The organism is Streptomyces sp. NPDC050732 (genome assembly GCF_040654255.1).
GTDB lineage: Bacteria > Actinomycetota > Actinomycetes > Streptomycetales > Streptomycetaceae > Streptomyces.
This window is the reverse complement of record NZ_JBFAHP010000002.1, coordinates 81,321-104,407: the sequence shown is the minus strand read 5'-3', so window position 1 is coordinate 104,407 and position 23,087 is coordinate 81,321. Positions and strand designations below refer to the sequence as shown.

Here is a 23,087-nt window from a genome sequence, read left to right as displayed (position 1 = left end):
ATCAGTCCGTGTCCGTGGGGATGACGTCGCCCTCCGGGGCCGCGAGCTTCACACCGACCGTGCGGACCGTGTGCAGATAGCGGGGCCGCTGCGCGGTCTCCCCCAACTTCCGGCGCAGCCAGGACAGATGGACGTCGACCGTCTTGTCGGCGCCGCCCAGGGGCTGCTGCCAGACCTCGGCGAGGAGTTCGCGGCGCGAGACGACCTGGCCGGGCCTGCGGGCCAGATAGGCGAGCAGGTCGAACTCGCGCGGGGTGAGGTCGAGGGCCGTGCCGTCGAGGGTGACCTCGCGGGCCGTCGGATCGACGGAGAGGGCGCCCACGCGGAGGGGTTCCTCCGTCTCCGCCACCCCGAGGCGGCGCAGCACCGCCTTGATGCGGGCGTCCAACTGGGCGGCGCCGAAGGGTTTCACGATGTAGTCGTCAGCGCCGGCTTCGAGAACCGTGACCATCTCGGGCTCGTCGTCACGGGCCGTCGCCACGATGACGGGGACGTCGCTGACGGCACGCAGCATGCGAAGGACCTGCGCCCCGTCGACATCGGGCAGCCCCAGATCGAGGACGACCAGGTCGGGCCCGCTGGTCACGGCCGCGTCCAGTCCCGCCATGCCGCTGGGCGCGGTCGCCACCGCGTGGCCCTTGTCGCGCAGGGCCCGCACGAGCGCGCCGCGGAGCTGGGGGTCGTCCTCGACGACAAGAAGATGCGCCATACAACCACCGTAGTGAGGGGCGGGCCCCGGGCTCGGGCAGGGTCCTTGTCGGGGCACTTGTCGGGGCCTTAACCGGACGTTAGGAAACGATGCGGCACAGTGGCGGGATGAGGAAGTGGCGGAACGCCGTCGTCACGGCGGCGTGGGTGGCCGTGGGGACGGCGGCGGGGGCGCTGGGTGCGTGGCAGCTGGCGAGCGCGGACGGTGGGGGCGACGCGGCGCACAGTCGTCCGCTGGACGAGGCGGCGGTACGGAGGGCGCTGGCCGGGGCCGCGCACTCTCCTCCGGCACGCCGGAAGACCCCGCCCCCCGCTCCGCCGTCCCACTCGTCCTCCCCCTCCGCGGAGAGGTCGACGGTCCGGTTCACCGGCGGTTCGGCCACGGTGGAGTGCCGCCCCGACGGCACCGTCCGGCTCGTCTCCTGGAGCCCCGCCGACGGCTTCCACATAGATGACGACGTCGAGCGGGGCCCCGCCCCAGTCGTACGCCTGGAGGCCGAACCGGCCGACGACGACGCACAGGAGGACCTCCCCTACGAGCTCCGCTGCACGGCGACGGGCCCACGGGCGAAGGTCGTCCCCGACACGGACGAAGAAGACTGAAAGCCCACCCGCGCCCGCACTCCGCCTGCCGCTCCGCTGTGGCTGATCGCGCAGTTCCCCGCGCCCCTGGGCAACCCGCGCAACCGCCCCACGCTCGGCAGAGCAGCCCCGGGTGCCCTGGCCGCAGCGGGCGACGGCCACCCCGCCCCACCCAGGGGCGCGGGGAACTGCGCGCTCAACCCCCACCGGCCGCAAGCCGAATCAAAACCCCCGCCCGGCAGGGCAAGCCCCCGGGTGCCCAGGAAGAGCGGGCGGCAGAGCCCCGGCTCCCTAAGGGGCGCGGGGAACTGCGCGCTCAGCCCCCACCGGCGGTAAGCCGAATAAAGCCCCCGCCCGCCAGGGCAAGCCCGGGTGACCAAGCAAAGCGGGGGGCGGCCGCCCGGGGTCACCCAGGGGCGCGGGGAACTGCGCGACCAGCCCCCACCAACCCGCACCCGAGAAGAAGAGCACCCACAGGGGGACGAAAAGCCCCGCCACCCGACACTCTGTCGGGTTCCACCCCCCACGCCCGACAGGACGCCCATGTCCCGTCCACTCCGTGGACATTTACCCTCGGCCCCATGACCCCTCAGCCGAATCCCCAGGTCGGCGCCGCCGTGAAGGCCGCGGACCGCGCACACGTCTTCCACTCCTGGTCCGCACAGGAGCTCATCGACCCGCCGGCGATCGCCGGCGCCGAAGGCTCGTACTTCTGGGACTACGACGGCAACCGCTACCTCGACTTCACCAGCGGTCTCGTCTTCACCAACATCGGGTACCAGCACCCGAAGGTCGTCGCCGCGATACAGGAGCAGGCGGCGACGATGACGACCTTCGCGCCCGCCTTCGCCGTGGAGGCCCGCTCCGAGGCCGCACGCCTCATCGCCGAGCGGACCCCCGGCGACCTGGACAAGATCTTCTTCACGAACGGCGGCGCCGACGCCGTCGAGCACGCCACCCGCATGGCCCGCCTGCACACGGGCCGCCCGAAGGTGCTCGCCGCGTACCGCTCGTACCACGGCGGCACCCAGCAGGCCATCAACCTCACCGGCGACCCGCGCCGCTGGGCCTCCGACACCGGCACGGCGGGCGTCGTCCACTTCTGGGCGCCGTTCCTCTACCGCTCCCGCTTCTACGCGGAGACGGAAGCGCAGGAGTGCGAGCGCGCCCTCCAGCACCTGGAGGACACCATCGTCTTCGAGGGGGCGCAGACCGTCGCCGCGATCATCCTCGAAACCGTCCCCGGCACCGCCGGCATCATGCTCCCGCCGCCCGGCTACCTCGCGGGCGTGCGCGCGCTCTGCGACAAGCACGGCATCGTCTTCATCCTCGACGAGGTCATGGCGGGCTTCGGCCGCACCGGCGAGTGGTTCGCCGCCGACCTCTACGACGTCACGCCGGACCTGATGACCTTCGCCAAGGGCGTGAACTCCGGATACGTGCCGCTCGGCGGCGTCGCCATCTCCGGGAAGGTCGCCGAGACCTTCGCCAGGCGGCCCTACCCGGGCGGCCTCACCTACTCCGGGCACCCCCTGGCCTGCGCCGCCGCCGTCGCCACGATCAACGTCATGGCGGAGGAGGGTGTAGTGGAGCACGCGGCGAACCTCGGCGCGCAGGTCATCGAGCCGGGCCTGCGCGCGCTCGCCGAGCGCCACCCGTCGGTCGGCGAGGTGCGCGGCGTCGGCATGTTCTGGGCCCTGGAGCTGGTGAAGAACAGGGAGACCCGCGAGCCGCTCGTGCCCTACAACGCCACCGGCGAGGCGAACGCCCCCATGGCCGCGTTCGGGGCCGCCGCCAAGAAGCACGGCCTGTGGCCCTTCATCAACATGAACCGCACCCACGTCGTGCCGCCCTGCACCCTCACGGAGGCGGAGGCGAAGGAGGGCCTGGCCGCCCTGGACGCGGCGCTCTCGGTGGCCGACGAACACACCGTGTAGCCCCGTCTCACCTGGGGTGACGGTGCCGGGCGGGGGCCACCTTCGGGCCCTCGCCCCGAAACCCCGACCGCGTAGTCTGGCGTGCTCGTAAGGGAACACACACGCGACCACGTACACGACCTCCGCGGGGGAAACAGATGCCCGGCACCGACGGCCCCGCCGTCATCCGCAGCACTCTGCGCCAGCAGATCGCCGACGCCCTCCGCGACGAGGTCCTGGCCGGCAGGCTGGAGCCGGGCCAGGAGTTCACGGTCAAGGAGATCGCCGAGCAGTACGGCGTCTCCGCGACCCCCGTCCGCGAAGCCCTGGTCAACCTCACCGCGCAGGGCCTCCTCGACGCCGACCAGCACCGCGGCTTCCGCGTCCACGAGCACACCCTGGACGACTACCGCTCCATGCTGGAGGCCCGCGGCCTCGTCGCCGACGGCATCTTCCGCGACCTCACGGCGCACGGCGCCCGCCGGGACGTCGGCGACGCCCTCCTCTCCGTGCGCCGCCGCGGCGAGGAGGCGGCCCGCGCGGCCTGCGCCGGCGACCTGACCGTCCTGATCGGCTACGACCTGCGCTTCTGGCGCGAGCTCAGCACCCTCTTCGGCAACCCCTACCTCTCCGAATTCCTGCACCGCCTGCGCGTGAAGTCCTGGGTCTGCGCCGTCACCCACCTGCGGCGCTGGAGCGACATCAACGGCGGTGACCTGCGCGGCCTGCTCTGGTCCCGGCACACCGAACTCGTCGACGCGCTGGTGCGCCGCGACCCGGCGGCCGCCCACGCGATCGTCGTGGAGTACAACGCGCACTCCCTGTCCCTCATCGAGCGGCTGGCCGCTGCATGAGCGTGGACCTGACAGTCGTCGTCCCCGCGTACAACGAGGAGCGGCGCCTGGGCCCCACGCTGGCCGCGCTCCGCGACCACCTCGACCTGACGTACCGGGGCGCGTGGGAGCTGATCGTCGTCGACGACGGCTCGACCGACCGCACCGCGGAGATCGCCGCCGAGGCGGCCGCCGACGATCCCCGCGTCCAGCTCGTCCGCGGCGGCCGCAACCGCGGCAAGGGCCACGCGCTGCGCCTCGGCGTCCTCGCCTCGTACGGCCGCCGCGTCCTGGTCACCGACGCCGACCTCGCCGCGCCCATCGAGGAGCTCGACCACCTCGACAAGGCGCTGACCGACGGCAACGCGGCCGCGATCGGCTCCCGCGCCCGCCCCGGCGCGACCATCGGCGCGCACCAGCACCGCCTGCGCGAGCTCCTCGGCCGGACCGGCAACTTCCTCATACGCACGGTCGCCGTCCCCGGAATCCGCGACACCCAGTGCGGCTTCAAGCTCTTCGACGGCGACCGGGCCCGCGAGGCGTTCGCCGCGTCCAGGCTGCACGGCTGGGGCATCGACGTCGAGATACTGCAGTACTTCAGGCGGGCAGGCTGGCCCGTCGCCGAGGTGCCCGTGCGCTGGTCCCACCAGGAGGGATCGAAGGTCAGGCCGCTCGACTACGTGAAGGTCCTCGCCGAGCTGACCCTCCTCAAGGCCCGTGCGGTCCGCCGGGCCGACGTCCTGATCCCCCTCCTCTTCCTGGCCCTGTCCCTCACCCTCTTCTCGGGCCGCTGGGTGTCCCCGGCCCACCGCTATTTCCCCGACTCCATGCAGGACCAGAACCAGTGGGAGTGGTTCTTCGCGGTGACGGCGGACAACGTCCGCCACCTGAACAACCCCCTGTTCACCACCCTCCAGAACGTCCCGGACGGCGTGAACCTCATGGCCAACACGGTCATGCTCGGCCTCTCCGTCCCGCTCGCCCCCGTGACCTGGCTCCTCGGCCCCGCGGTCGCCCTGAACGTGGCGATGACCGGCGGCCTCGCCGCCACCGCCCTCACCTGGTACCGGCTGATCCGCAGACGCCTCGTCCCGCACCGGGGCGCCGCCGCCACCGGCGCGCTCCTCGCCGCCTTCGCGCCCCCGATGGTCAGCCACGCCAACGCCCACCCGAACTTCATCGTCCTGTTCATGATCCCGCTGATCGTCGAGAGGGCGCTGCGGCTCTGCGAGGGCACCCGGGTCGTACGCGACGGAGTCGTCCTCGGCCTGTTCACGACGTACCAGATCTTCCTCGGCGAGGAACCGCTCCTCCTGGCCGCGCTCGGCATGCTGCTCTTCGCCCTCGCGTACGCGGCCGTGCGCAGGGACGTGGCGAGGGAGGTCTGGCGCCCGCTCGCGCGCGGCCTCGCGATCGCCCTCGCGGTCACGATCCCCCTGGTCGCCTTCCCCCTGTACTGGCAGTTCTTCGGGCCGCAGAGCTACAAGAGCGTGCTGCACGGCGACAACGCGGGCAACAGCCCCCTCGCGTTCCTCTCCTTCGCCGAGCGCTCGCTCGCGGGCAGCGACGCGACCGCCGACCACCTCGCCATGAACCCCACCGAGGAGAACGCCTTCTTCGGCTGGCCGCTCGCCGCCCTGGCCTTCGCGATCGTCGTACGCCTCTGGGAGCGCACGGTGGTCAAGGCGCTCGCGTTCACCGTGGTCGGAGCCGCCCTGCTCTCGCTGGGACCGAAGTTCCGCATTCCGCTGACCGAGACCGTCCTGCCAGGACCGTGGGCGGCCCTCTCCGACCTGCCCCTCTTCGAGTCCGTCATCGAGTCGCGCGTGGCGATGGTGTGCGCCCCGGCGCTCGGCATGCTGCTCGCCCTGGCGCTCGCCCGCCTGCTGTCCGCTCCCCGGCGCGCGCACCGGTACGCGGGTCTCGCGGCCGTCGCCGTCGCGCTGCTGCCGATCGTGCCCGCGCCGCTCAGGGCCGTGGACCGGACCGACGTGCCGCCGTTCATCGCGCAGGGCACCTGGCGCACCTACCTGGGCGACGGCGAGACCCTCGTCCCGGTGCCGGTCCCCGACCCCGGCAACGCGGAGGGCCTGCACTGGCAGACCACCGCCGACCTGGACTTCCGCATCCCGGGCGGCTACTTCAACGGCCCCTGGGGACCCGACCGCATCGGCATCTACGGCCCCACCCCCACGAACACGTCGAACCTGCTGGCACACGTCCGCTCCACCGGCCGCGTCCCCCAGATCACCTCCGCCTGGCGCGAGGCGGTCCGCAAGGACCTCACCTTCTGGAACGCGGGCGTCGTGGTCCTGGCGCCGCAAGAGAACGACACGGAACTGCGCAGGACCGTGGACGCGCTCATCGGCCGTCACGGAAAGTGGGTGGGCGGCGTATGGATATGGGACCTGCGCCAGGGCAGCTAGAGGACCAGAGGCCCCACTACGCTGCCTGCACGCGAAGCACCACTCCGCAACCCGCACCTCCGCACCTCCGCAACGAACGCTCACTCGTACCTCCGCAACGAACGCTCACTCGTACCTCCGCAACGAACGCTCACTCGTACCTCCGCAACGAACGCTCACTCGTACCGTCCGTCGCCCGACCTGACCCGAGGAGTCCTTCTTGGCCTGCGACCTGTGGCTGGTCCCGCTCGTCGACGTGCTGTGCCACAGCGCCGACAACCCCTTCGCGGAAGAGCTCGCCGTCTACGACAAGGCGCTGAACGAGGCGGGGCTCCCGCCCGTCCCCGTCTTCGCCTACATGCCGGGCCTGTCCGGCGACGTCGCCCCGGTCGCGGGCTTCGACTACGACGCACTGCATTTCCTGCGCCGCGCGTACCTCCTCCAGATCTGCGGCCTGGAGGTCACGCCGGTGGACGCGCTCGGCGGCGACTACGAACAGCTCCTGGAGATGTTCGACGCCACGGCCCAGCAGTCCCACCTCGTCTGGCACTACGACCACGCGGGCGCGTACGTCCCCGTGGACTTCCCGGCCCCGCTCTCCAACGACGAACTGCTCGCGGGCGGCGGCCCCCTCGGCTCCTCCCAGGCGCTCCTGCGCGAACTGGAGTACGTGGCCCCCTCGATCGGCATAGACCCCGCCAACCCACCCCTGCCCCCGGCCCCGCCCGCCGCCCCCACCTCCCTGGAGGAGCCGGCGGCCCCGCCCCCGCCGGACGCGAGCCCCTTCGCGAGGGAACGCCACGTCTGGCTTGGCCTGCACGCGGCGGCGACCCGCAGCCTGGCGCAGGGCTCGATGATCATCTACAGCTAGCGATGAGTTTTCGTGTCCCGCCCGGTCTGACTGTCGTACACGACTATTCAGGAGGAGCCACGTGAGTCAGCCAAGCCAGCCGAGCCAGCTACTGAAGGTGCAGAACTTCGTCGTGTCGCAGGACGGGTTCGGCGCCGGTGAGGGCCAGAGCCTGGAGCGTCCCTTCGGTCACGCGAATCCCGGGGAGCTGATGGCGTGGGCGGGTGCGACGGCGAGCTGGCCGAACCGTACCGATCCGGGCGGGAGCCGGGGCCTGGACGACTACTTCGTCCGGGACTTCCACCACAACATCGGCGCGGAGATCATGGGCCGCAACAAGTTCGCGCCGCAGCGCGGGCCCTGGCAGGACCACGAGTGGCGGGGCTGGTGGGGCGAGGAGCCCCCGTTCCACACGCCCGTGTTCGTGATGACGCACCACGAGCGCCCTTCGTTCACGCTCTCCGACACCACGTTCCACTTCGTCGGCGGCGACCCGGCCACGGTCCTCGCACAAGCCCGCGAGGCGGCCCAGGGCAAGGACGTGCGGCTCGGCGGCGGTGCCACCGTCATCCGGCAGTTCCTGGCGGCGGGCCTCGTCGACACGCTGCACGTGGTGGTCTCACCGGTGAAGCTGGGCTCCGGGGTGCGGCTCTGGGAATCCCCCGACGAACTGCTCGACCGCTACCACCTGGATGTGGTGCCGAGCCCGAGCGGAGTGACGCACCACGTGTTCTGGCGCAGGTGACGTACGACGTACTGGCGTAGAGGTCAGTGGGGTCCGTGGGGTCAGCGGGGCTCGGGCGGCCGCTGCCGGGGCATGTTCGGCCGGGCTCCGGGCGGCAGAGGGAACCGCCCGGGGGAGGCCGGCGCCTCCCGCTGCGGGCCGCCCGGGCTCATCGCCTGCATGGCCAGCGGCACGGGCCCGGCCCGGAACTCCATCATCCAGTCCGAGGTCTCCGCCCGCACCAGCTCCGTCACGTCGTCGGAAAACCTGCGCAGCACCCCGAGGCACCGCTCGGCCGCCTCCCCGGCGGTGCCCTCGGTGGGCCCGAGGACTTCCCGCACGCTCTCCGACGCCCAGTCGAACTGCAGCACCTGCAGCCGCCGCTGCACGGCCTGCGCGGTCGCCACGTCCCGCATCCACCCCGACGTGAGCCCGAAGAACCGGTCGCACCCCACGCACGCCACGCCGGCGAGCAGCGACACGAACCCCCAGGAGGCCCCGGGTCCGGCCACCACGGCCAGATCGAGCAGCGGCAGTACGCCGGCGCCCATGGCGCCCAGCGCGGCGCCCGCCCGCAGCAGCCGGGCCGCGCGCCGCTTCCGGCCGCGGTCGACGAGATACCACTCGGCGGTGTCGAGGGCACCGCGCTCCACCCAGCGGTACAGCTCGTCGAGCCGCGCGGCGGGCTCGCCCCAGTCGCCGAGGGGAAAGGCCCGCCCGGCCAGATCCCCGAACCGCGCACCCGGTCCCGCACCGGCGCCCACCCCCGAACCCTGCCCCTCGGGGGGCACCCCCTGAGAGGGCACCCCCTCGGGAGGCATCCCCTCGGGCTGCATCTCCGGCTGGCTCACCCGGCACTCCTCTACGAGATCGCGCGTATCGACACCAATTCCTACCGCCCAATGGGTGGCCATGAGCCCGGATTCACGGCTTTTCCGCCCGGAAGAGCTGCTTGATCAGGTATAGGAAGACGGTTGATCTCACTCGAAAGAGTGCTGGGGCGACGCGCTCGCCGACCACGTAGGCTCGGTCTTGGCGGCAACCCCGCCAGATGGACCCGCATAAACGGACCCGTACGAAACGGAGCTGATCGTGATCCCCGGTGGTGGCCAGCCCAACATGCAGCAGCTGCTCCAGCAGGCCCAGAAGATGCAGCAGGACCTCGCGGCGGCGCAGGAGGAACTGGCACGCACGGAGGTGGACGGCCAGGCGGGCGGCGGCCTCGTCAAGGCGACGGTGACCGGCTCCGGCGAGCTGCGCGGCCTGGTGATCGACCCGAAGGCGGTCGACCCCGAGGACACGGAGACGCTGGCGGACCTGGTCGTCGCGGCGGTCCAGGCGGCCAACGAGAACGCGCAGGCGCTGCAGCAGCAGAAGCTCGGCCCGCTGGCCCAGGGCCTGGGCGGCGGCGGCATCCCGGGCCTTCCCTTCTAAGAAACCCCCCGGCCAACTACGGTACGTAGAAGCCGGACACTCTCAGCAGCACAGCATGATTACGGGAAAGGCGTTCCGTGTACGAAGGCGTGGTTCAGGACCTCATCGACGAGTTGGGCAGGCTGCCCGGCGTCGGTCCCAAGAGCGCGCAGCGGATCGCCTTCCACATCCTCCAGACGGAACCGACGGACGTACGCCGCCTGGCCCACGCGCTCCTTGAGGTGAAGGATAAGGTCCGCTTCTGCGCGACCTGTGGGAACGTCGCGCAGGAAGAGCTCTGCAACATCTGCCGCGACCCGCGCCGCGACCAGTCCGTCATCTGCGTGGTCGAGGAGCCGAAGGACGTGGTGGCGATCGAGCGGACGCGAGAGTTCCGTGGTCGCTACCACGTCCTCGGGGGCGCGATCAGCCCCATCGAGGGCGTGGGCCCGGACGACCTGCGCATACGGGAACTGCTCGCGCGCCTGGCCGACGGCACGGTCACGGAGCTGATCCTGGCGACCGACCCGAACCTGGAGGGCGAGGCGACGGCGACGTACCTCGCGCGCATGATCAAGCCCATGGGCCTGAAGGTCACCCGCCTGGCCAGCGGACTCCCTGTCGGGGGAGATCTGGAATACGCGGACGAGGTCACCCTGGGCCGCGCTTTCGAGGGGAGACGACTCCTAGATGTCTGATGCCACGCTGCACGCGACCGCCCGGAACCAGAACCCGGACGACTTCGCCGTCCAGATCTCCGACCAGGTCGAGAGCTTCATCGTCTCGGTCAGGGAGGTCGCGAGGGGCGACGAGCCGGACTCGGCCGTCCCCTTCCTCCTCCTGGAGGTCTCCCAGCTCCTCCTGGCCGGCGGCCGCCTGGGCGCCCACGAGGACATCGTCCCCGAGGAGCGGTACGAGCCGGACCTCGGCCCGGAACAGGACGTCGACGACCTCCGCGAACGCCTGGCCCTCCTCCTGGACCCGATCGACGTCTACTCCGAGGTCTTCGACCCGTACGAGCCCCGCAAGGCCCCGGTCCCCTGCCGCATCTCGGACGACCTGGCGGACGTGGTGGCGGACCTCTGCCACGGCCTGGCCCACTACAAGGCGGGCCGCACCACAGAGGCCCTGTGGTGGTGGCAGTTCTCCTACTTCTCCAACTGGGGCTCCACAGCCTCCGGCGCCCTCCGAGCCCTCCAGTCCCTGGTGGCCCACGTCCGCCTGAACCAGCCCCTCGAAGACCTCGACGGCCTGGACACGGACGAGGACCTGGCAGCGGAGGGCCTGGAGGAGGAGGCGGGCAAGGTGATGGCGGAGGAGATCGCGGGGCCGCTCGGCCTCCGGACGGTGAAGTAGCGCGGGCTCCGGCTCCCGCTTCCGCACGGGCGCGCGGCCCGCACCCGTGCCCAAGGGGCGGCCCTCACCGTTTCACTCGTCGAGCCGAGCACACGAAGACGGGGGCGCCCGATCAAGCAGGCGGCGCGCAAGGCGACCGAGGCGTACGTACTGGCGCACCGGAAGTCGCCGATCCAGCACCCCAGTTGAAGACCCAACGCTACGCTGAGTCACACAGCTGCGCTAGGGAAGCGGGGGGCCATGGCGGATGAGGCGTGGGTGGGACTGGCCGAGGCGATCGGGGCGGTGCGCGCGGAGTTGGGGCGGGCGGCCGAGGAGGGTCAGGGCCAGGGCCTTCAATTCCGTACAGGGCCGGTCGAGTTGGAGTTCACCGTCGACGTGCGCAAGGACGGTGAGGCCCGAGCGAAGGTGCTCGTGCTCCCCTTCGGGGCGGAGGCGAAGGCGGCTCGCTCCAAGGGCACGGTGAGCCGGCTCAAGGTGACGTTGCAGCCGGTCGACCCGGAGACCGGTGAGGACGCGCGGGTCGGTGACGACGTGGAGGAGCGCCCCCGGTAGGGCGGCGGCCACGTCATGGACGTACGACGGGTCGTGGAGATCTGGAACCCGGGCGAAGGCAGGGCGGGCACGGGTTATCTGGTCGCGGACCGGATCGTCCTCACGGCGCTGCACAACGTCCGGGGCGCCGGGGGACTGGAGGTCCGCCGGCTCGACCCGGACGGGCACGACCAATGGGCCGACGCTGAGGTTCTCTGGCCTGAGCGCGGACCGGACCCGCAGCCGGATGCGGCACTGATCCTCGTCACGGGCGCGTCCTGGGCGCCGCTGCTGCCCGGTGCCGCTCCCGTACGGTGGGGCCGCATCGATCCGGCCGTCGCCGAAAGCCGGCTCGGCTGCCTGGCCGTCGGCTTCCCGCGTGCGGAGGCGCGGGACGGCGTCCGGGACACGAAGGAGATCCGGGGCCACATCGAGACCCTGACCGGCCTGAAGTCGGGCGGCGACGTGATCACCGCGTACGTCGACCGGGTGGCCACTCCCAGCAAAGCGGACCAGAAGTCGCGCTGGTCGGGAGCATCCGGCGCGGCGCTGTTCGCTCGCGGACGGCTCGTCGGCGTGGTCACGACCGACCGCGCAAGGGACTACGAGGCGGATCAGCTCACGGCGGTGTCCGTGGCGTCGCTCGCCGCGCGGCCCGGCTTCGCGATGGCGGTGAAGGCGGCGGGTGGTGACCTGGTCCTGGAGGAGGTCACGGCGACGGACGCCGACGCGGTCGAGCTGCGCACGGCGTACGACGTCGAGGCGCCCCGGGGCCTCCACAATCTGCCGGACCTGCCGTCGCGGTTCTTCGTCGGCCGCGAAGAGGCGCTCGCCTCGCTCAGCCGTGCCCTGTCCGAGGACTCCCAGACGATCACCCAGACCCTGCACGGCCTCGGCGGCGTGGGAAAGACGACGCTGGCGCTGCACTACGCCCACGACCACCGGGACGCGTACAGGCTGGTGTGGTGGATCCGCGCGGATACGCCGGACCTGATCGACGTGGGACTCGCCGCGCTGGCTGCCCGCCTTCGAGGGCCCGCGCCCACCCTGGCGACCGCCCAGGCCGCCTCCTGGGCCATCGGTTGGCTGCAGACCCACCCGGGCTGGCTCCTGGTATTCGACAATGCGGAGAGGCCCGAGGATGTGCGGGCGGTGGCGGGCCAACTTTGCGATGCAGGGCGGCAGTTGATCACGTCCCGCTGCAAGGGAGGTTGGTCCGGAGATCCGATTCCCCTCCCGGTCCTCGACGCCGACGCCTCGCTAGACCTACTGGCACGCCTGACGGACGGAGGCGACGAGGACGAGGCCCGCGCCCTGGCCGAAGACCTGGGCCACTTGCCCCTTGCCCTGGAGCAGGCGGGGGCGTTCATCGCCCAGACCTCGATCACGATCGGGGAGTACCGGGAGATGCTCGGCCAGTACCCGGGGGATGCCACCGACGCGGCACCTGAGGGCTCGGACCCGGCACGCACGATGGCCCGCATCTGGCGCATCACCCTGGATGTTCTCCACAAACGTGACCCGCGCGCCGTCGACCTGCTGCGCATCGCGGCCTGGTACGCCCCGACGGGCATTCCTCGCGACTTGTTCGCTCCCCTCGCTGAGAACCCCGTCGACCTCGCCCGTCTCCTGGCCCTTCTGGCCAACTACAACATGATCACCCTCGACCGCTCGACACTCGGTGTCCACCGCCTGGTCCAAACGGTGGCCCGCACGGCAGCGGAGAAGGACCCGCATCGGGCCGCGTCCCTCATCGAGCGCGCCCGTGGGATGGCCGCGGTCCGGCTGCACGACCTCTTCCCGAGCGACCCCGCGCGTAATGTGGACGGATGGCCGACGTTCAGGGCCCTCTTGCCGCATGCCGAGGCCTTGCTGGAGGCGTGGAGGCCCACCGATGACACCCAGGTGACTCACTACGTCATCAATGAGGTGGGCCTCTACCTCGAAGGGCAGGGCGAGGTGGCAAAGGCCATCGAGTACCTCAACCGCGGTGTGGGCGCGGCCACCCGGGTGTTCGGCGCGGAGCACCCGCACACGCTGGCGGCACGGAACAACCTGGCCGCCGTCCATGAGTCGGCGGGTAATTCGAGGCATGCGATCGCCCTGTATGAGCAGGTGCTGGCCGACTGCGCTCAGGTGTTGGGGGCGGCCCACCCAGACACGTTGAGGGCGCGGAACAACCTGGCTGCCACCTGTGAGTCTGCGGGTGATTCAGCTCGTGCGGTCTCCTTGCTAGAGCAGGTGGTGCCCGAGCGGTCGCGCGTTCTGGGCGCGGACCACCCGGAAACGCTGTCGTCGCAGGACAACCTGGCGGGTGCGTACAGTGCGGCGGGTGATGTCGCTCGCGCGATCGCTTTGTACAAACAGGTGCTGGCGGATCGGCTGCGCGTGTTGGGCCCGGATCACCCGAGCACGTTGACGTCGCTGAACAACCTGGCCGTCGCATACAGGAAGGCGGGCGATGTCGGTCGTTCGATGGCTCTGTACGAGCAGGTATGGGACGGCTGCAGGCGGGTGATGGGTTCGGACCACCCGCAGACGCTGATGGCGAGGAGGGCTCTGGACTCCGCTCGGAACAGCAACTGGAAGTTCCGCAAGCCTACGGACTGACCGGCCCCAGCGTCGCGAGCAGTCGTGCGGGATCCACGTATGGTGCCGTCGGTGTCGGCTCGGAGTACCAGAGCAGGGGCCACGTGTTGCCGGCCAGTGCCGGGATGCCGATGTACGTCACCGTGCGCGGGGTTCCGAAGCGTTGTACGCCCAGCGGCCATGTGTGGTCCTTGGCCGTGCCCGGGGCCACCAGGAAGTACATCCAGCGGAAGCCCGTCGCCTCGCAGATGACGGGGCCGGCGTCCCCGTCCGCCTCGGCGAGCAGGCGGGCGGCGACCTGTTCCCCTCGTACGCCCTGAATCCGGAGCGTGTCGAAGTGCACGCCGGACACCCGGAGTTGGTGCCCCGCCACCGGGACCCACTCGGGCCAGTGAATTGCGTTCGTCATGGTCACACTTTGCGGTGGGCGGAGTTACGCTCGGTAGTGACTGAGGGGATACACGCCCGGCTGTATCCGTCGGAGGTGGTCGCTGTGTCCGTTCAGTACAACCCGACGTGGCGTTATAGCGGGAACCAGTTGAAGCGGTGGCGGATGAAGGCGAACGTCACGCGGGAGGAGCTGGGCGCTGCCTGTAATTACTCGCCGGACACGATCAAGGCCATGGAGCAGGGTGTCCGTATGCCGACCGCCCGGGTCTTGGACGCGGCGGATGCCCTGTGCGGGGCGGATGGGCTGCTGAGCGCGGCGAAGGATTACGTCCAGCGTGAGAGGTTTCCGCAGCGAGCCCAGGACTTCATGGCTCGGGAGCAGGAGGCGATCTGCCACTGGTCGTACGAAGTCGCCCTCATTCCCGGTCTGTTGCAGACGGAGGCCTACGCGAGGTCGCTGATCGGAAACCGTTGCCCGCCTGTAGACATGGAGACGGTTGAAGAGCGCGTCTCGGCTCGGTTGGAGCGGCAGTCGATCCTGACTCGGCGGCCACCGGTAGCCGTCAGCTTTGTGGTGTACGAGGCCGCCTTGCGTGTCCCGCAGGTGGACAAGGCACAGCTGGCGCGGCTGCTGGAGGTGGGGAGTCTGTACAACGTCGTGTTGCAGGTGCTTCCCTTCGGCCGTGCACTTCCTGCCGCGTTGCCCGGTCCGATGGTGCTTCTGGAGACTCGCGACCATGAACGACTGGCCCTCTCGGAGGGGCAGTCGGTGAGTCAGTTGACTGCCGACCCGGATGTGGTCGCCGCCCAGAGTGAGCGGCTTAGCATGATCCGCACGGTGGCTCTCGGCCCTGCTGAGTCGGCCCAATTCATCGAGCGGATGGTGGATGACCTGTGACTGTCGAGCTCAATTGGTTCAAGTCCAGCTATAGCGACGACGAGGGTGCCAACTGCGTCGAGATAGCGCTCTGCGCTCCCAGCGGCCTTCGCGTCCGCGACTCAAAACTCCCCGCGAGCCCAGAGCTGACGATCTCCGCCCCCGCCTGGGCCGCCTTCATCGCCGCAGTTCAGCCCGGAGCTTGAGCCCCGGGACCCGAGCTTCTTCCTGGGTCTGGTTCACCGGCGAAATTGACCCAACCCACCTACCCAAAAGGGGAGTTGCGCGTTCCGTCACCCTCAAGAGTGACGTTCCGTAGTCAGCTTGCGCCGGAACGTAAAGGCGCCCTAGGTTCGCGGCAATAGAACGGCCTCGGCCGGTGCGCCAACACCGGGTCCGAGGCCTAGCTCGACGTATCGAGTGCCTTCGATTCCTAAGCCCTACTCTCGAAAGCAGCCGACCGTGGCTTACGCCAAGCCTAATGCCGTGCTCCCCTCCCCGTCCCACCCCATGGCCAAATCGGGCTACGGCAAACGCCTCGCGGGTGACGCGGAACCGGACACCGAGCCCGACTTCGCACACTTGGGCCCCCGCGACGCGGAATTCGCGACGTTCGTCGATCATCTTCCCGACGGGGCCGCGATGGGCCACAAGGTCATCGCCGCCGAACACCCCAGGTACGGCCAGCAGGCCACCCGTACCTCCCTCAGGCGCCTCACCGAGGCCGGTCACCTGCGCTGGGTCAAGGAGCACATCACCGTCGAGGACAACTCGATGCGGTGGGTGACCAGGACGTACTGGTCGAGGGAGCCCAAGTCGCGCGAGTGGTGGGCCGAGTTCGTGCGGGAGCGGCACGGGCGGGACGTCACCGACGCGTACCAGCCGGGCCTGGCCAGGGTGACCGAGCCGGAGCCCGCCGCCCAGCAGGCACCGGAGCCGGAGCCGCCCACGGCCCACCACACCCTCGCCCAACTCCGCACCGCAGACCGCCGCATGGCCCTCTCCGAGCAGGAGTGCAAGCAGCTCGCGCCCCGCGCAGCGGAGTGGCTCGCCCGCGGGGCCACCCCGCAGGACATCACGCGCGCCCTCACCGAAGGGCTGCCGCCCACCGTCACCAACCCGGGCGGTCTCGCCCGGAACAGACTGGAGAACAAGATGCCCCCCAAGCGTCAGGCCCCCGCCAAGGCCCGCGCCCGCGTCACCCGCGCCGTCATGATCTGCCCGTTCTGCGAGGAACCCGAGACCTCTGTCGAGCTGGTCAACGGGATCTGCATGGACTGCTGCCCGCAGGAGGAGCGGTCGGGGTACGTCCCGGACACGTTCCTCGCACGGCCGCTGAGCCCGACTCGTCCGCGCCCCGCGGGGTACGACGACGTCGTGGACGTGACCGAGAGGGTGGCGGAGCTGCGCCGGGCCGCCGGACTGCCGACGCCCCGGGACGGCGTATGAGCGTGCAGGACGTGCCGGTCCGGGCACCATGGAGTCAAGGAGGCGACGCCATGACCCCCAGCACCGAAGAGCGCCCGGAGATGTCCATCGAGGATTTCGAGGAGCTCGTCCGCAGGGCTCCGGAGACCGTGCGCAACAAGCTCGAATTTCTCGGGGGAAGGTTGTGCGTGAAGCACGGTCCGATCGATGCCGAGGACTTCGAGGAACTTGCCCGAGTGGCCCCCGAAGCGGTGGTTCTCGAGCTCATCGACGGAAAACTAGGGGTCAAGCCTGTGCCGGACGGCGACCACGGAGAAATCATCATGTGGTTGCTGCGACAGTGCATGCAGCAACGCCCGGAACTTGGGCTGTACCCCGAGCAGGGGTTGGTCGTCGAGGGGTACCGCGCAGGACGCGCGAAGCCCGACGGAGCGCTCGCGCCGGTAGGGAGCTTCGGCGGGCAGGGGGAGTGGGCGGACCCCAGCAACGTCCTCATGGTCGTTGAAGTCACCTCGTACGACCGCGACACCGATCGCCGCGACCGCCACGAGAAGCGACACGGGTACGCCCGCGCAGGCATCCCCGTCTACCTCCTCATCGACCGCGACAGTGACACCGTGACTGTGTTCAGCGGCCCTCTCGACGGCGACTACCGGCGAAACCCCGCCTACGCGTACGGCGCCGCCGTCCCCCTCCCCGCCCCCGTCGGCATCACCCTGAACACGGAGCAGCTCAAGAACTACACCGCCTGAGGCCCCCGGCCAGAAGCCGCCAGAACCTGTGACGCGCCCCACTTTCGGAGTGCCCCGCTCCGAACCGGGCATGTGCCAAGCCGAGCGGTCGGAACGTACGCCCCGAACAGCGGGAACGTATGCCAGCGGTGATCAACTTGTGAGCGGGACATCTCACGATGTGATATCAGCGAGGCGAATTTCGGCCGCTCGTTAGACTGAGCCGACCGCAGTAGTGCGGAACAGACGGACTGAGCGAGGAGCGCACGTGGGCCTTGTCGTGCAGAAGTACGGAGGCTCCTCCGTAGCCGATGCCGAGGGCATCAAGCGGGTCGCCAAGAGAATTGTCGACGCCAAGAAGAACGGCCACCAGGTCGTTGTCGTGGTGTCGGCGATGGGCGACACGACGGATGAGTTGATCGATCTCGCCGGACAGGTATCCCCGATCCCTGCCGGACGCGAATTCGACATGCTGCTGACCGCTGGTGAGCGCATCTCCATGGCCCTGCTGGCCATGGCGATCAAAAACCTGGGCCACGAGGCCCAGTCGTTCACGGGCAGCCAGGCCGGCGTCATCACCGACTCCGTCCACAACAAAGCGCGGATCATCGATGTGACCCCGGGCCGCATCCGGACCTCCATCGACGAGGGCAACATCGCCATCGTCGCCGGGTTCCAGGGTGTGAGCCAGGAGGGGAAGAACATCACCACCCTCGGGCGCGGCGGGTCGGACACGACCGCCGTCGCCCTCGCCGCCGCGCTCGACGCCGAGGTGTGCGAGATCTACACGGACGTGGACGGCGTCTTCACCGCCGACCCGCGTGTGGTCAAGAAGGCGCGGAAGATCGACTGGATCTCGTTCGAGGACATGCTGGAGCTCGCCAGCTCCGGGTCCAAGGTGCTCCTCCACCGCTGTGTGGAGTACGCACGTCGTTACAACATCCCGATTCACGTGCGGTCCTCGTTCTCGGGGCTTCAGGGCACGTGGGTCAGCAACGAACCGCAAGGGGACCGCAAGGTGGAGCAGGCCATCATCTCCGGTGTCGCGCACGACACCTCCGAGGCCAAGATCACGGTCGTCGGCGTGCCCGACAAGCCGGGCGAGGCCGCCTCGATCTTCCGCGCCATCGCGGACGCCGAGGTCAACATCGACATGGTCGTGCAGAACGTGTCGGCCGCCTCGACGGGCCTGACCGACATCTCCTTCACCCTGCCCAAGGCCGAGGGCCGCAAGGCCATCGACGCCCTGGAGAAGACCCGGTCGGCCATCGGGTTCGACTCTCTTCGTTACGACGACCAGATCGCGAAGATCTCGCTCGTCGGGGCCGGGATGAAGACCAACCCGGGCGTCACCGCGACCTTCTTCGAGGCGCTCAGCGACGCCGGCGTGAACATCGAGCTCATCTCGACCTCCGAGATCCGCATCTCGGTCGTCACCCGCGCCGACGACGTGAACGAAGCCGTGCGCGCCGTGCACACCGCCTTCGGGCTCGACTCCGACACGGACGAGGCCGTCGTCTATGGAGGCACCGGCCGATGAGCCGTAAGCCGACGCTCGCGGTCGTCGGAGCGACCGGGGCCGTCGGCACCGTCATGCTCCAGATCCTGTCGCAGCACGCCGACATCTGGGGCGAGATCAGACTCGTCGCCTCCCCGCGCTCGGCCGGCAAGAAGCTGGCCGTGCGCGGGGAGGAGGTCGAGGTGCACGCCCTGTCCGAGGACGTCTTCGACGGGGTCGACGTCGCCATGTTCGACGTGCCCGACGAGGTGTCCGCGCAGTGGGCGCCCGTCGCCGCCGCCAAGGGCGTCGTCGTGGTCGACAACTCCGCCGCCTTCCGGATGGACCCGGACGTCCCGCTGGTCGTCCCCGAGGTCAACCCGCACGCCGCCCGCGTGCGGCCGCGCGGCATCGTCGCCAACCCGAACTGCACGACGCTCTCGATGATCGTGGCCGTCGGCGCGCTGCACGCCGAGTTCGGCCTGCGCGAGCTGATCGTCTCCTCGTACCAGGCCGTGAGCGGGGCCGGCCGCGACGGCATCGATACGTTGCGTCGGCAGCTGAACCTCGTCGCGGGCAGCGAACTGGGCACCAGCCCCGGTGACGTACGCCGTGCCGTGGGGGACGACACCGGCCCCTTCCCGGAGCCCGTGGCGCTGAACGTCGTGCCGTGGGCCGGGTCCCTGAAGGACGACGGCTGGTCGTCCGAGGAGATGAAGGTCCGGGACGAGTCGCGGAAGATCCTCGGCCTGCCCGGGCTCCGCGTCGCCGCCACCTGCGTGCGCGTGCCCGTCGTCACCACCCACTCCCTGACCGTCCACGCGCGCTTCGAGGACGAGGTCACGGTGGACAAGGCGCGCGAGATCCTCGCCACCGCCCCGGGCGTCGTGCTGTTCGACAATCCGGCCGCGGGGGAGTTCCCCACCCCCGCCGACGTGGTCGGCACCGACCCGACCTGGGTGGGGCGGGTGCGGCGCGCCCTGGACGACCCCACCGCGCTGGAACTCTTCGTCTGCGGGGACAACCTGCGCAAGGGCGCCGCGCTGAACACCGCGCAGATCGCCGAGCTGGTGGCCGGGGAGTTCACGGCCGGCTGAGCCGAACGGCCTCCTTGAACGCGCGGATTACGCGGATTGGTACATACCACCCCACGGGCGAGCCCTTTGTGGGATCTGTGTAAGTTCTGTGTCCAACTCGGTGACCATGAACGCTTGAACTGGATCATCTCCGCGTTCGAAGATTCGCGTCTGATCACTGCAACCGGCGGCGGGGCGGGGGGCGTCTTTAGCGGTCGCCCTCAGGGGCGGCCCGAGCGCCGGGAATAAATGGGGCATAGGGGAAGAGCTGGTACGCATGGGGGCTTTTGATGCATCGTCACAAGCGGTGCCCGCGCGACATGCCGCAAACGCGATGCCGGATGCGTACAACCCTGATGGGGGGAAGCGTGTCCAACAAGCGTGGCAGAGGTACTCGACTTCACAGCGGTACAGGCGAGAGGCGCGGCAGCGCTGCGTCCTCCTCGTCGTTCCCGCACGACCGGCGGCATGCCGGTGATCGCACCCATGCCCGCGGCGCGGCCCGCCCGCATGCCGGCGCAGCGCGAGGGCGCTGACGACACGATGACCGCGGGCACCACAGTCGACCACCTCACCGAGACCTACCGCGCCCACTACCGGTCGCTGCTCGGCCTCGCCGCGCTGCTTCTCGACGACACGGCGTCCTGCGAGGACGTGGTGCAGGAGGCGTTCATCCGGGTGCACTCGGCCCGCAAGCGGGTGCGTGACCCGGAGAAGACGCTCGCCTATCTGCGTCAGACCGTGGTCAACCTGTCGCGGTCCGCGCTGCGCCGGCGCATCCTCGGGCTCAAGCTCCTCTCGAAGCCGATGCCCGACATGGCGAGCGCGGAGGAGGGGGCGTACGACCAGCTGGAGCGCGACGAGCTGATCAAGGCGATGCGCGGTCTCCAGCGGCGCCAGCGCGAGGTCCTCGTGCTGCGCTACTTCGCCGACATGACCGAGGCGCAGGTCGCCGAGACCCTGGGCATATCCCTGGGCTCGGTGAAGGCGTACGGCTCGCGTGGCATCGCGGCCCTGAGGGTCGCCATGGAGGCGCCGGCATGAGTGAGCGCAAGCGTGACGAGCAGGGCGGATTTGAGCACCATGGCAGGAACGGAAACGTGAACCACGGTCCCGATGGCGGCCCCGGGCCGGACAACGGACCCGAAGGGTCCGGTGCTGAAGACGGACTCGGCTCGGAAGGCGGGCGCGGCTCGGAGAACGGGCGCGGCTCGGAGAGCGGGCGCGGGCCGGCGGACGGGAGTGGCCCGGCGGACGGGCGGGGCTCCACCGGCGGGCTGCGGGCCGTCGGAGGGCTCGACTCCGAGGGCGGGGCCGGTCCCGAGGACACGCTCGGCGCCGACGAGCTCGCGCTGCGGCGGATGATGCGGCAGGCCGTGCAGGAGATCGAGCCGGGCGAGCGCGCCCTCGACCACCTGCGGCAGGCGGTCCCCGCCCGCAGGGCCCGCAAGCGCCAGGCCGTCGTCGGCATCGCGGCCGCCGCGCTCTTCATCGGCACCGCGGTCCCCGCCCTGGTGCACGTCACCAACTCCAAGGGCGACTCGGACGACCGTCCCTCGATCGCGGGCAACAGCCAGGACGCGCAGGGCGGTTCGACCCAGGGCAAGGGCCCGGGTCCGGGCTCGAAGGGGTCCGAGAAGAAGCCCGACAAGTCCAAGAGCAAGGACAAGAAGGGCAAGAAGGACAAGAAGGACGGCAAGGCGAAGGGCGGCACGGGCGGCGGCGGTACGGGCTCGCCCGACCCCTCCACCTCCGAGGCCGCCAGCTCGCCGGTCTGCGACACGGCCCAGCTCGGCGCCACGGGCAGCACGAACCCCGCGGACGCCAACGGCTCGGTGTACGGCTCCTTCCGCGTCTCGAACGTCTCCGACAGCAGTTGTACGGTCGAGGCCGCCGGCGCCGTCAGCGCGGTGGCGCAGGGCGCGGCCGACCCCACGAAGATCGTCGTGGTCGACCACACGGCGGGGGACGCGGCGCTCGGCCTGCCCGACCCCTCCCAGGAGGCCAGCCCGCTCGTACTGCAGCCCGGCGCGGCGTACGAGGTGCGGTTCGCCTGGCTGCCGTCGGACAAGTGCCCGACGGACGGCGGCGAGCCCACGCCCAACCCGACGCCCTCGGAGGGCGGCGACAGCGGGACCCCGGGCGGCGGAACGCCCGAGGGCATGGAGACACAGCTGGGCCGGGCGGACGGCGGTGTGGCCGACGGCAGCGTCGTGGTCTCCCTGACCGCCGAGGCGGGGGCACCGTCGGCGGCCGCCACGGTCCCGAACGCGTGCGCGGGGACGGTGTACCGGACCGGGGTGCTGCCCGCTTCCTAGCCCTGCCCGCTTCCTAGCCCTGCGGCTGGGGCCCGGTGGTCCGGACCTCGGCGGCCTGGGGTTCTTCGAGCAGGCCGAGGCGGGCGTCGCGGGCGAACTCCGCCTCGCGGCGGAACAGCCGGAACCACATGAAGACCACGAACCCCGCGAAGACGAACCACTCGCCGGTGTAGCCGAGGTTCTGGAAGGCCTTCAGGTCGAGGCCCGTGTTGTTGGGCGCGGCCGCCGGGACCGCCTTCATCCCGGAGTCCCCCTTGTCGAGGGTGATCCACGCGTCGTACACGTCGTCGCGTACGAGGTTGACCAGTGACGCCGAGCTGATCGCGCCCAGCTGGCCCTCGGGCAGTCCGCCTGCGGCGCTCACGCCGTTCGACCCCGGGCTCTCCGACGCCTGCAAGGCACCCGTCACCGTGACCTTGCCCTTGGGCGCGGCGGGGGCCTTGGCGGCGCTCGCGTCGCCGGGGAGCCAGCCGCGGACCACGGGCAAGGACTTGCCGTCGTCCGTGCGGAGCAGGGTCAGGACGTAGAAGCCGCGCTTGTCGTCGAGCTCCCGGTCCGGGACGAGGAGCTGCGTGCCGTAGCGGCCGGTGGCCGTGGCCTGCTCGCCGGAGGTTTCCTTGTCGACGGGCAGCAGGGAGGCGAGGGGGCGCCCCTCGGCGTCACCACGGGCGTCCGCGGTCTGCTCCGCCACCTGCTCCTTGGCGGACTCATGGTCCTGTACGCGGTCCTCGAAGCGGCCGAGCTGCCAGGACCCCATGAATATGCAGAAGGGGATGGCCAGCACGACGAAGACGTTGATCCCCCACCAGCGGGGCGTCAGCAGAAACCGGTACACACCCCCAAGGTACGGTGCCGCCGA

23 protein-coding genes are annotated in these 23,087 nt (G+C 70.6%); 19 read left to right on the top strand and 4 right to left on the bottom strand.

Annotated elements, in window-relative coordinates; genetic code table 11:
- Position 1 precedes the first annotated feature (1 nt).
- Positions 2–709, bottom strand: a complete 708-nt coding sequence (locus AB0H82_RS02465; protein ID WP_362987931.1) for a response regulator transcription factor — start codon at positions 707–709, stop codon at positions 2–4.
- A gap of 107 nt (positions 710–816) precedes the next feature.
- Here AB0H82_RS02465 and AB0H82_RS02460 point away from each other — a divergent pair, with 107 nt between their 5' ends.
- The 6 genes from AB0H82_RS02460 to AB0H82_RS02435 all read left to right on the top strand — a co-directional run bounded on the left by AB0H82_RS02460 (position 817) and on the right by AB0H82_RS02435 (position 8,039).
- The gene (locus tag AB0H82_RS02460) at positions 817–1,311 is read left to right on the top strand and encodes a hypothetical protein (RefSeq protein WP_362987929.1); all 495 of its coding nucleotides are present in this window, start codon (positions 817–819) and stop codon (positions 1,309–1,311) included.
- Positions 1,312–1,871: 560 nt separating this feature from the next.
- Positions 1,872–3,227, top strand: a complete 1,356-nt coding sequence (locus AB0H82_RS02455; protein WP_362987927.1) for an aspartate aminotransferase family protein — start codon at positions 1,872–1,874, stop codon at positions 3,225–3,227.
- Between the two features lie 137 nt (positions 3,228–3,364).
- Positions 3,365–4,060, top strand: a complete 696-nt coding sequence (locus AB0H82_RS02450; RefSeq protein WP_362987925.1) for a GntR family transcriptional regulator — start codon at positions 3,365–3,367, stop codon at positions 4,058–4,060.
- Positions 4,057–6,465, top strand: a complete 2,409-nt coding sequence (locus tag AB0H82_RS02445; protein WP_362987923.1) for a dolichyl-phosphate beta-glucosyltransferase — start codon at positions 4,057–4,059, stop codon at positions 6,463–6,465. Before AB0H82_RS02450 ends, AB0H82_RS02445 begins: the two co-directional genes overlap by 4 nt.
- A gap of 199 nt (positions 6,466–6,664) precedes the next feature.
- On the top strand, positions 6,665–7,315 hold the full coding sequence (locus tag AB0H82_RS02440) for a hypothetical protein (protein WP_362987921.1): 651 nt from the start codon (positions 6,665–6,667) through the stop codon (positions 7,313–7,315).
- Between the two features lie 61 nt (positions 7,316–7,376).
- Entirely contained in the window at positions 7,377–8,039 is a 663-nt protein-coding gene (locus AB0H82_RS02435) for a dihydrofolate reductase family protein (protein ID WP_362987919.1), read from the top strand.
- Positions 8,040–8,080: 41 nt separating this feature from the next.
- On the opposite strand, the gene AB0H82_RS02430 is transcribed toward AB0H82_RS02435, so the two are convergent.
- Positions 8,081–8,869: an SLATT domain-containing protein gene (locus tag AB0H82_RS02430; protein ID WP_362987917.1), complete on the bottom strand. Its 789-nt coding sequence runs from the start codon at positions 8,867–8,869 to the stop codon at positions 8,081–8,083.
- Between the two features lie 241 nt (positions 8,870–9,110).
- Between AB0H82_RS02430 and AB0H82_RS02425 the strand changes: the two genes are divergently transcribed.
- The 5 genes from AB0H82_RS02425 to AB0H82_RS02405 all read left to right on the top strand — a co-directional run bounded on the left by AB0H82_RS02425 (position 9,111) and on the right by AB0H82_RS02405 (position 13,931).
- Entirely contained in the window at positions 9,111–9,452 is a 342-nt protein-coding gene (locus AB0H82_RS02425) for a YbaB/EbfC family nucleoid-associated protein (protein ID WP_079087076.1), read from the top strand.
- A gap of 77 nt (positions 9,453–9,529) precedes the next feature.
- The gene (gene recR / locus AB0H82_RS02420; protein WP_362987915.1) at positions 9,530–10,129 is read left to right on the top strand and encodes a recombination mediator RecR; all 600 of its coding nucleotides are present in this window, start codon (positions 9,530–9,532) and stop codon (positions 10,127–10,129) included.
- Entirely contained in the window at positions 10,122–10,787 is a 666-nt protein-coding gene (locus tag AB0H82_RS02415; RefSeq protein ID WP_362987913.1) for a DUF5063 domain-containing protein, read from the top strand. The genes recR and AB0H82_RS02415 overlap by 8 nt, the downstream gene beginning before the upstream one ends.
- A gap of 240 nt (positions 10,788–11,027) precedes the next feature.
- Entirely contained in the window at positions 11,028–11,342 is a 315-nt protein-coding gene (locus AB0H82_RS02410) for a trypco2 family protein (protein WP_362987911.1), read from the top strand.
- A 15-nt stretch (positions 11,343–11,357) separates the two neighbouring features.
- Complete coding sequence (locus AB0H82_RS02405) at positions 11,358–13,931, top strand: tetratricopeptide repeat protein (protein WP_362987908.1); 2,574 nt, start codon at positions 11,358–11,360, stop codon at positions 13,929–13,931.
- Here the strand turns inward: AB0H82_RS02405 and AB0H82_RS02400 are convergent.
- A complete protein-coding gene (locus tag AB0H82_RS02400; RefSeq protein WP_362987906.1) occupies positions 13,921–14,325 on the bottom strand; it encodes a hypothetical protein in 405 nt (134 codons plus the stop codon). The two genes, AB0H82_RS02405 and AB0H82_RS02400, sit on opposite strands and share 11 nt — an antisense overlap.
- A 78-nt stretch (positions 14,326–14,403) precedes the next feature.
- Here AB0H82_RS02400 and AB0H82_RS02395 point away from each other — a divergent pair, with 78 nt between their 5' ends.
- From AB0H82_RS02395 to AB0H82_RS02360, 8 genes are all read left to right on the top strand, one after another.
- The gene (locus AB0H82_RS02395) at positions 14,404–15,198 is read left to right on the top strand and encodes a helix-turn-helix transcriptional regulator (protein ID WP_362987905.1); all 795 of its coding nucleotides are present in this window, start codon (positions 14,404–14,406) and stop codon (positions 15,196–15,198) included.
- The gene (locus tag AB0H82_RS02390) at positions 15,195–15,383 is read left to right on the top strand and encodes a DUF397 domain-containing protein (protein ID WP_362987903.1); all 189 of its coding nucleotides are present in this window, start codon (positions 15,195–15,197) and stop codon (positions 15,381–15,383) included. The genes AB0H82_RS02395 and AB0H82_RS02390 overlap by 4 nt, the downstream gene beginning before the upstream one ends.
- 304 nt (positions 15,384–15,687) lie before the next feature.
- Positions 15,688–16,626: a hypothetical protein gene (locus AB0H82_RS02385; protein ID WP_362987901.1), complete on the top strand. Its 939-nt coding sequence runs from the start codon at positions 15,688–15,690 to the stop codon at positions 16,624–16,626.
- Positions 16,627–16,676: 50 nt separating this feature from the next.
- Entirely contained in the window at positions 16,677–17,357 is a 681-nt protein-coding gene (locus AB0H82_RS02380; protein ID WP_362987899.1) for a Uma2 family endonuclease, read from the top strand.
- A gap of 247 nt (positions 17,358–17,604) precedes the next feature.
- Entirely contained in the window at positions 17,605–18,876 is a 1,272-nt protein-coding gene (locus AB0H82_RS02375; RefSeq protein WP_362987897.1) for an aspartate kinase, read from the top strand.
- The gene (locus tag AB0H82_RS02370; protein ID WP_362987895.1) at positions 18,873–19,931 is read left to right on the top strand and encodes an aspartate-semialdehyde dehydrogenase; all 1,059 of its coding nucleotides are present in this window, start codon (positions 18,873–18,875) and stop codon (positions 19,929–19,931) included. The genes AB0H82_RS02375 and AB0H82_RS02370 overlap by 4 nt, the downstream gene beginning before the upstream one ends.
- Positions 19,932–20,291: 360 nt before the next feature.
- Positions 20,292–20,954: a SigE family RNA polymerase sigma factor gene (locus AB0H82_RS02365; RefSeq protein WP_362987893.1), complete on the top strand. Its 663-nt coding sequence runs from the start codon at positions 20,292–20,294 to the stop codon at positions 20,952–20,954.
- Positions 20,951–22,228 carry a hypothetical protein gene (locus AB0H82_RS02360; RefSeq protein WP_362987891.1) on the top strand — a complete coding sequence of 426 codons (1,278 nt, stop codon included), beginning with the start codon at positions 20,951–20,953 and terminating at the stop codon, positions 22,226–22,228. The genes AB0H82_RS02365 and AB0H82_RS02360 overlap by 4 nt, the downstream gene beginning before the upstream one ends.
- A 13-nt stretch (positions 22,229–22,241) precedes the next feature.
- On the opposite strand, the gene AB0H82_RS02355 is transcribed toward AB0H82_RS02360, so the two are convergent.
- Positions 22,242–23,063 (bottom strand): SURF1 family protein, encoded by an 822-nt coding sequence (locus AB0H82_RS02355; RefSeq protein ID WP_362987889.1) that lies wholly within the window; start codon positions 23,061–23,063, stop codon positions 22,242–22,244.
- Positions 23,064–23,087 lie beyond the last annotated feature (24 nt).

Excerpts from the sequence above, each read along its gene's own strand:
- AB0H82_RS02385 (WP_362987901.1), top strand. The coding sequence starts at position 15,688 with ATGGCCAAATCGGGCTACGGCAAACGCCTCGCGGGTGACGCGGAACCG.
- AB0H82_RS02445 (WP_362987923.1), top strand. The coding sequence starts at position 4,057 with ATGAGCGTGGACCTGACAGTCGTCGTCCCCGCGTACAACGAGGAGCGG.
- AB0H82_RS02450 (WP_362987925.1), top strand. The coding sequence starts at position 3,365 with ATGCCCGGCACCGACGGCCCCGCCGTCATCCGCAGCACTCTGCGCCAG.
- AB0H82_RS02410 (WP_362987911.1), top strand. The coding sequence starts at position 11,028 with ATGGCGGATGAGGCGTGGGTGGGACTGGCCGAGGCGATCGGGGCGGTG.
- AB0H82_RS02380 (WP_362987899.1), top strand. The coding sequence starts at position 16,677 with ATGACCCCCAGCACCGAAGAGCGCCCGGAGATGTCCATCGAGGATTTC.
- AB0H82_RS02360 (WP_362987891.1), top strand. The coding sequence starts at position 20,951 with ATGAGTGAGCGCAAGCGTGACGAGCAGGGCGGATTTGAGCACCATGGC.
- AB0H82_RS02415 (WP_362987913.1), top strand. The coding sequence starts at position 10,122 with ATGTCTGATGCCACGCTGCACGCGACCGCCCGGAACCAGAACCCGGAC.
- AB0H82_RS02405 (WP_362987908.1), top strand. The coding sequence starts at position 11,358 with ATGGACGTACGACGGGTCGTGGAGATCTGGAACCCGGGCGAAGGCAGG.
- AB0H82_RS02455 (WP_362987927.1), top strand. The coding sequence starts at position 1,872 with ATGACCCCTCAGCCGAATCCCCAGGTCGGCGCCGCCGTGAAGGCCGCG.
- AB0H82_RS02460 (WP_362987929.1), top strand. The coding sequence starts at position 817 with ATGAGGAAGTGGCGGAACGCCGTCGTCACGGCGGCGTGGGTGGCCGTG.
- AB0H82_RS02465 (WP_362987931.1), bottom strand. The coding sequence starts at position 709 with ATGGCGCATCTTCTTGTCGTCGAGGACGACCCCCAGCTCCGCGGCGCG.
- AB0H82_RS02370 (WP_362987895.1), top strand. The coding sequence starts at position 18,873 with ATGAGCCGTAAGCCGACGCTCGCGGTCGTCGGAGCGACCGGGGCCGTC.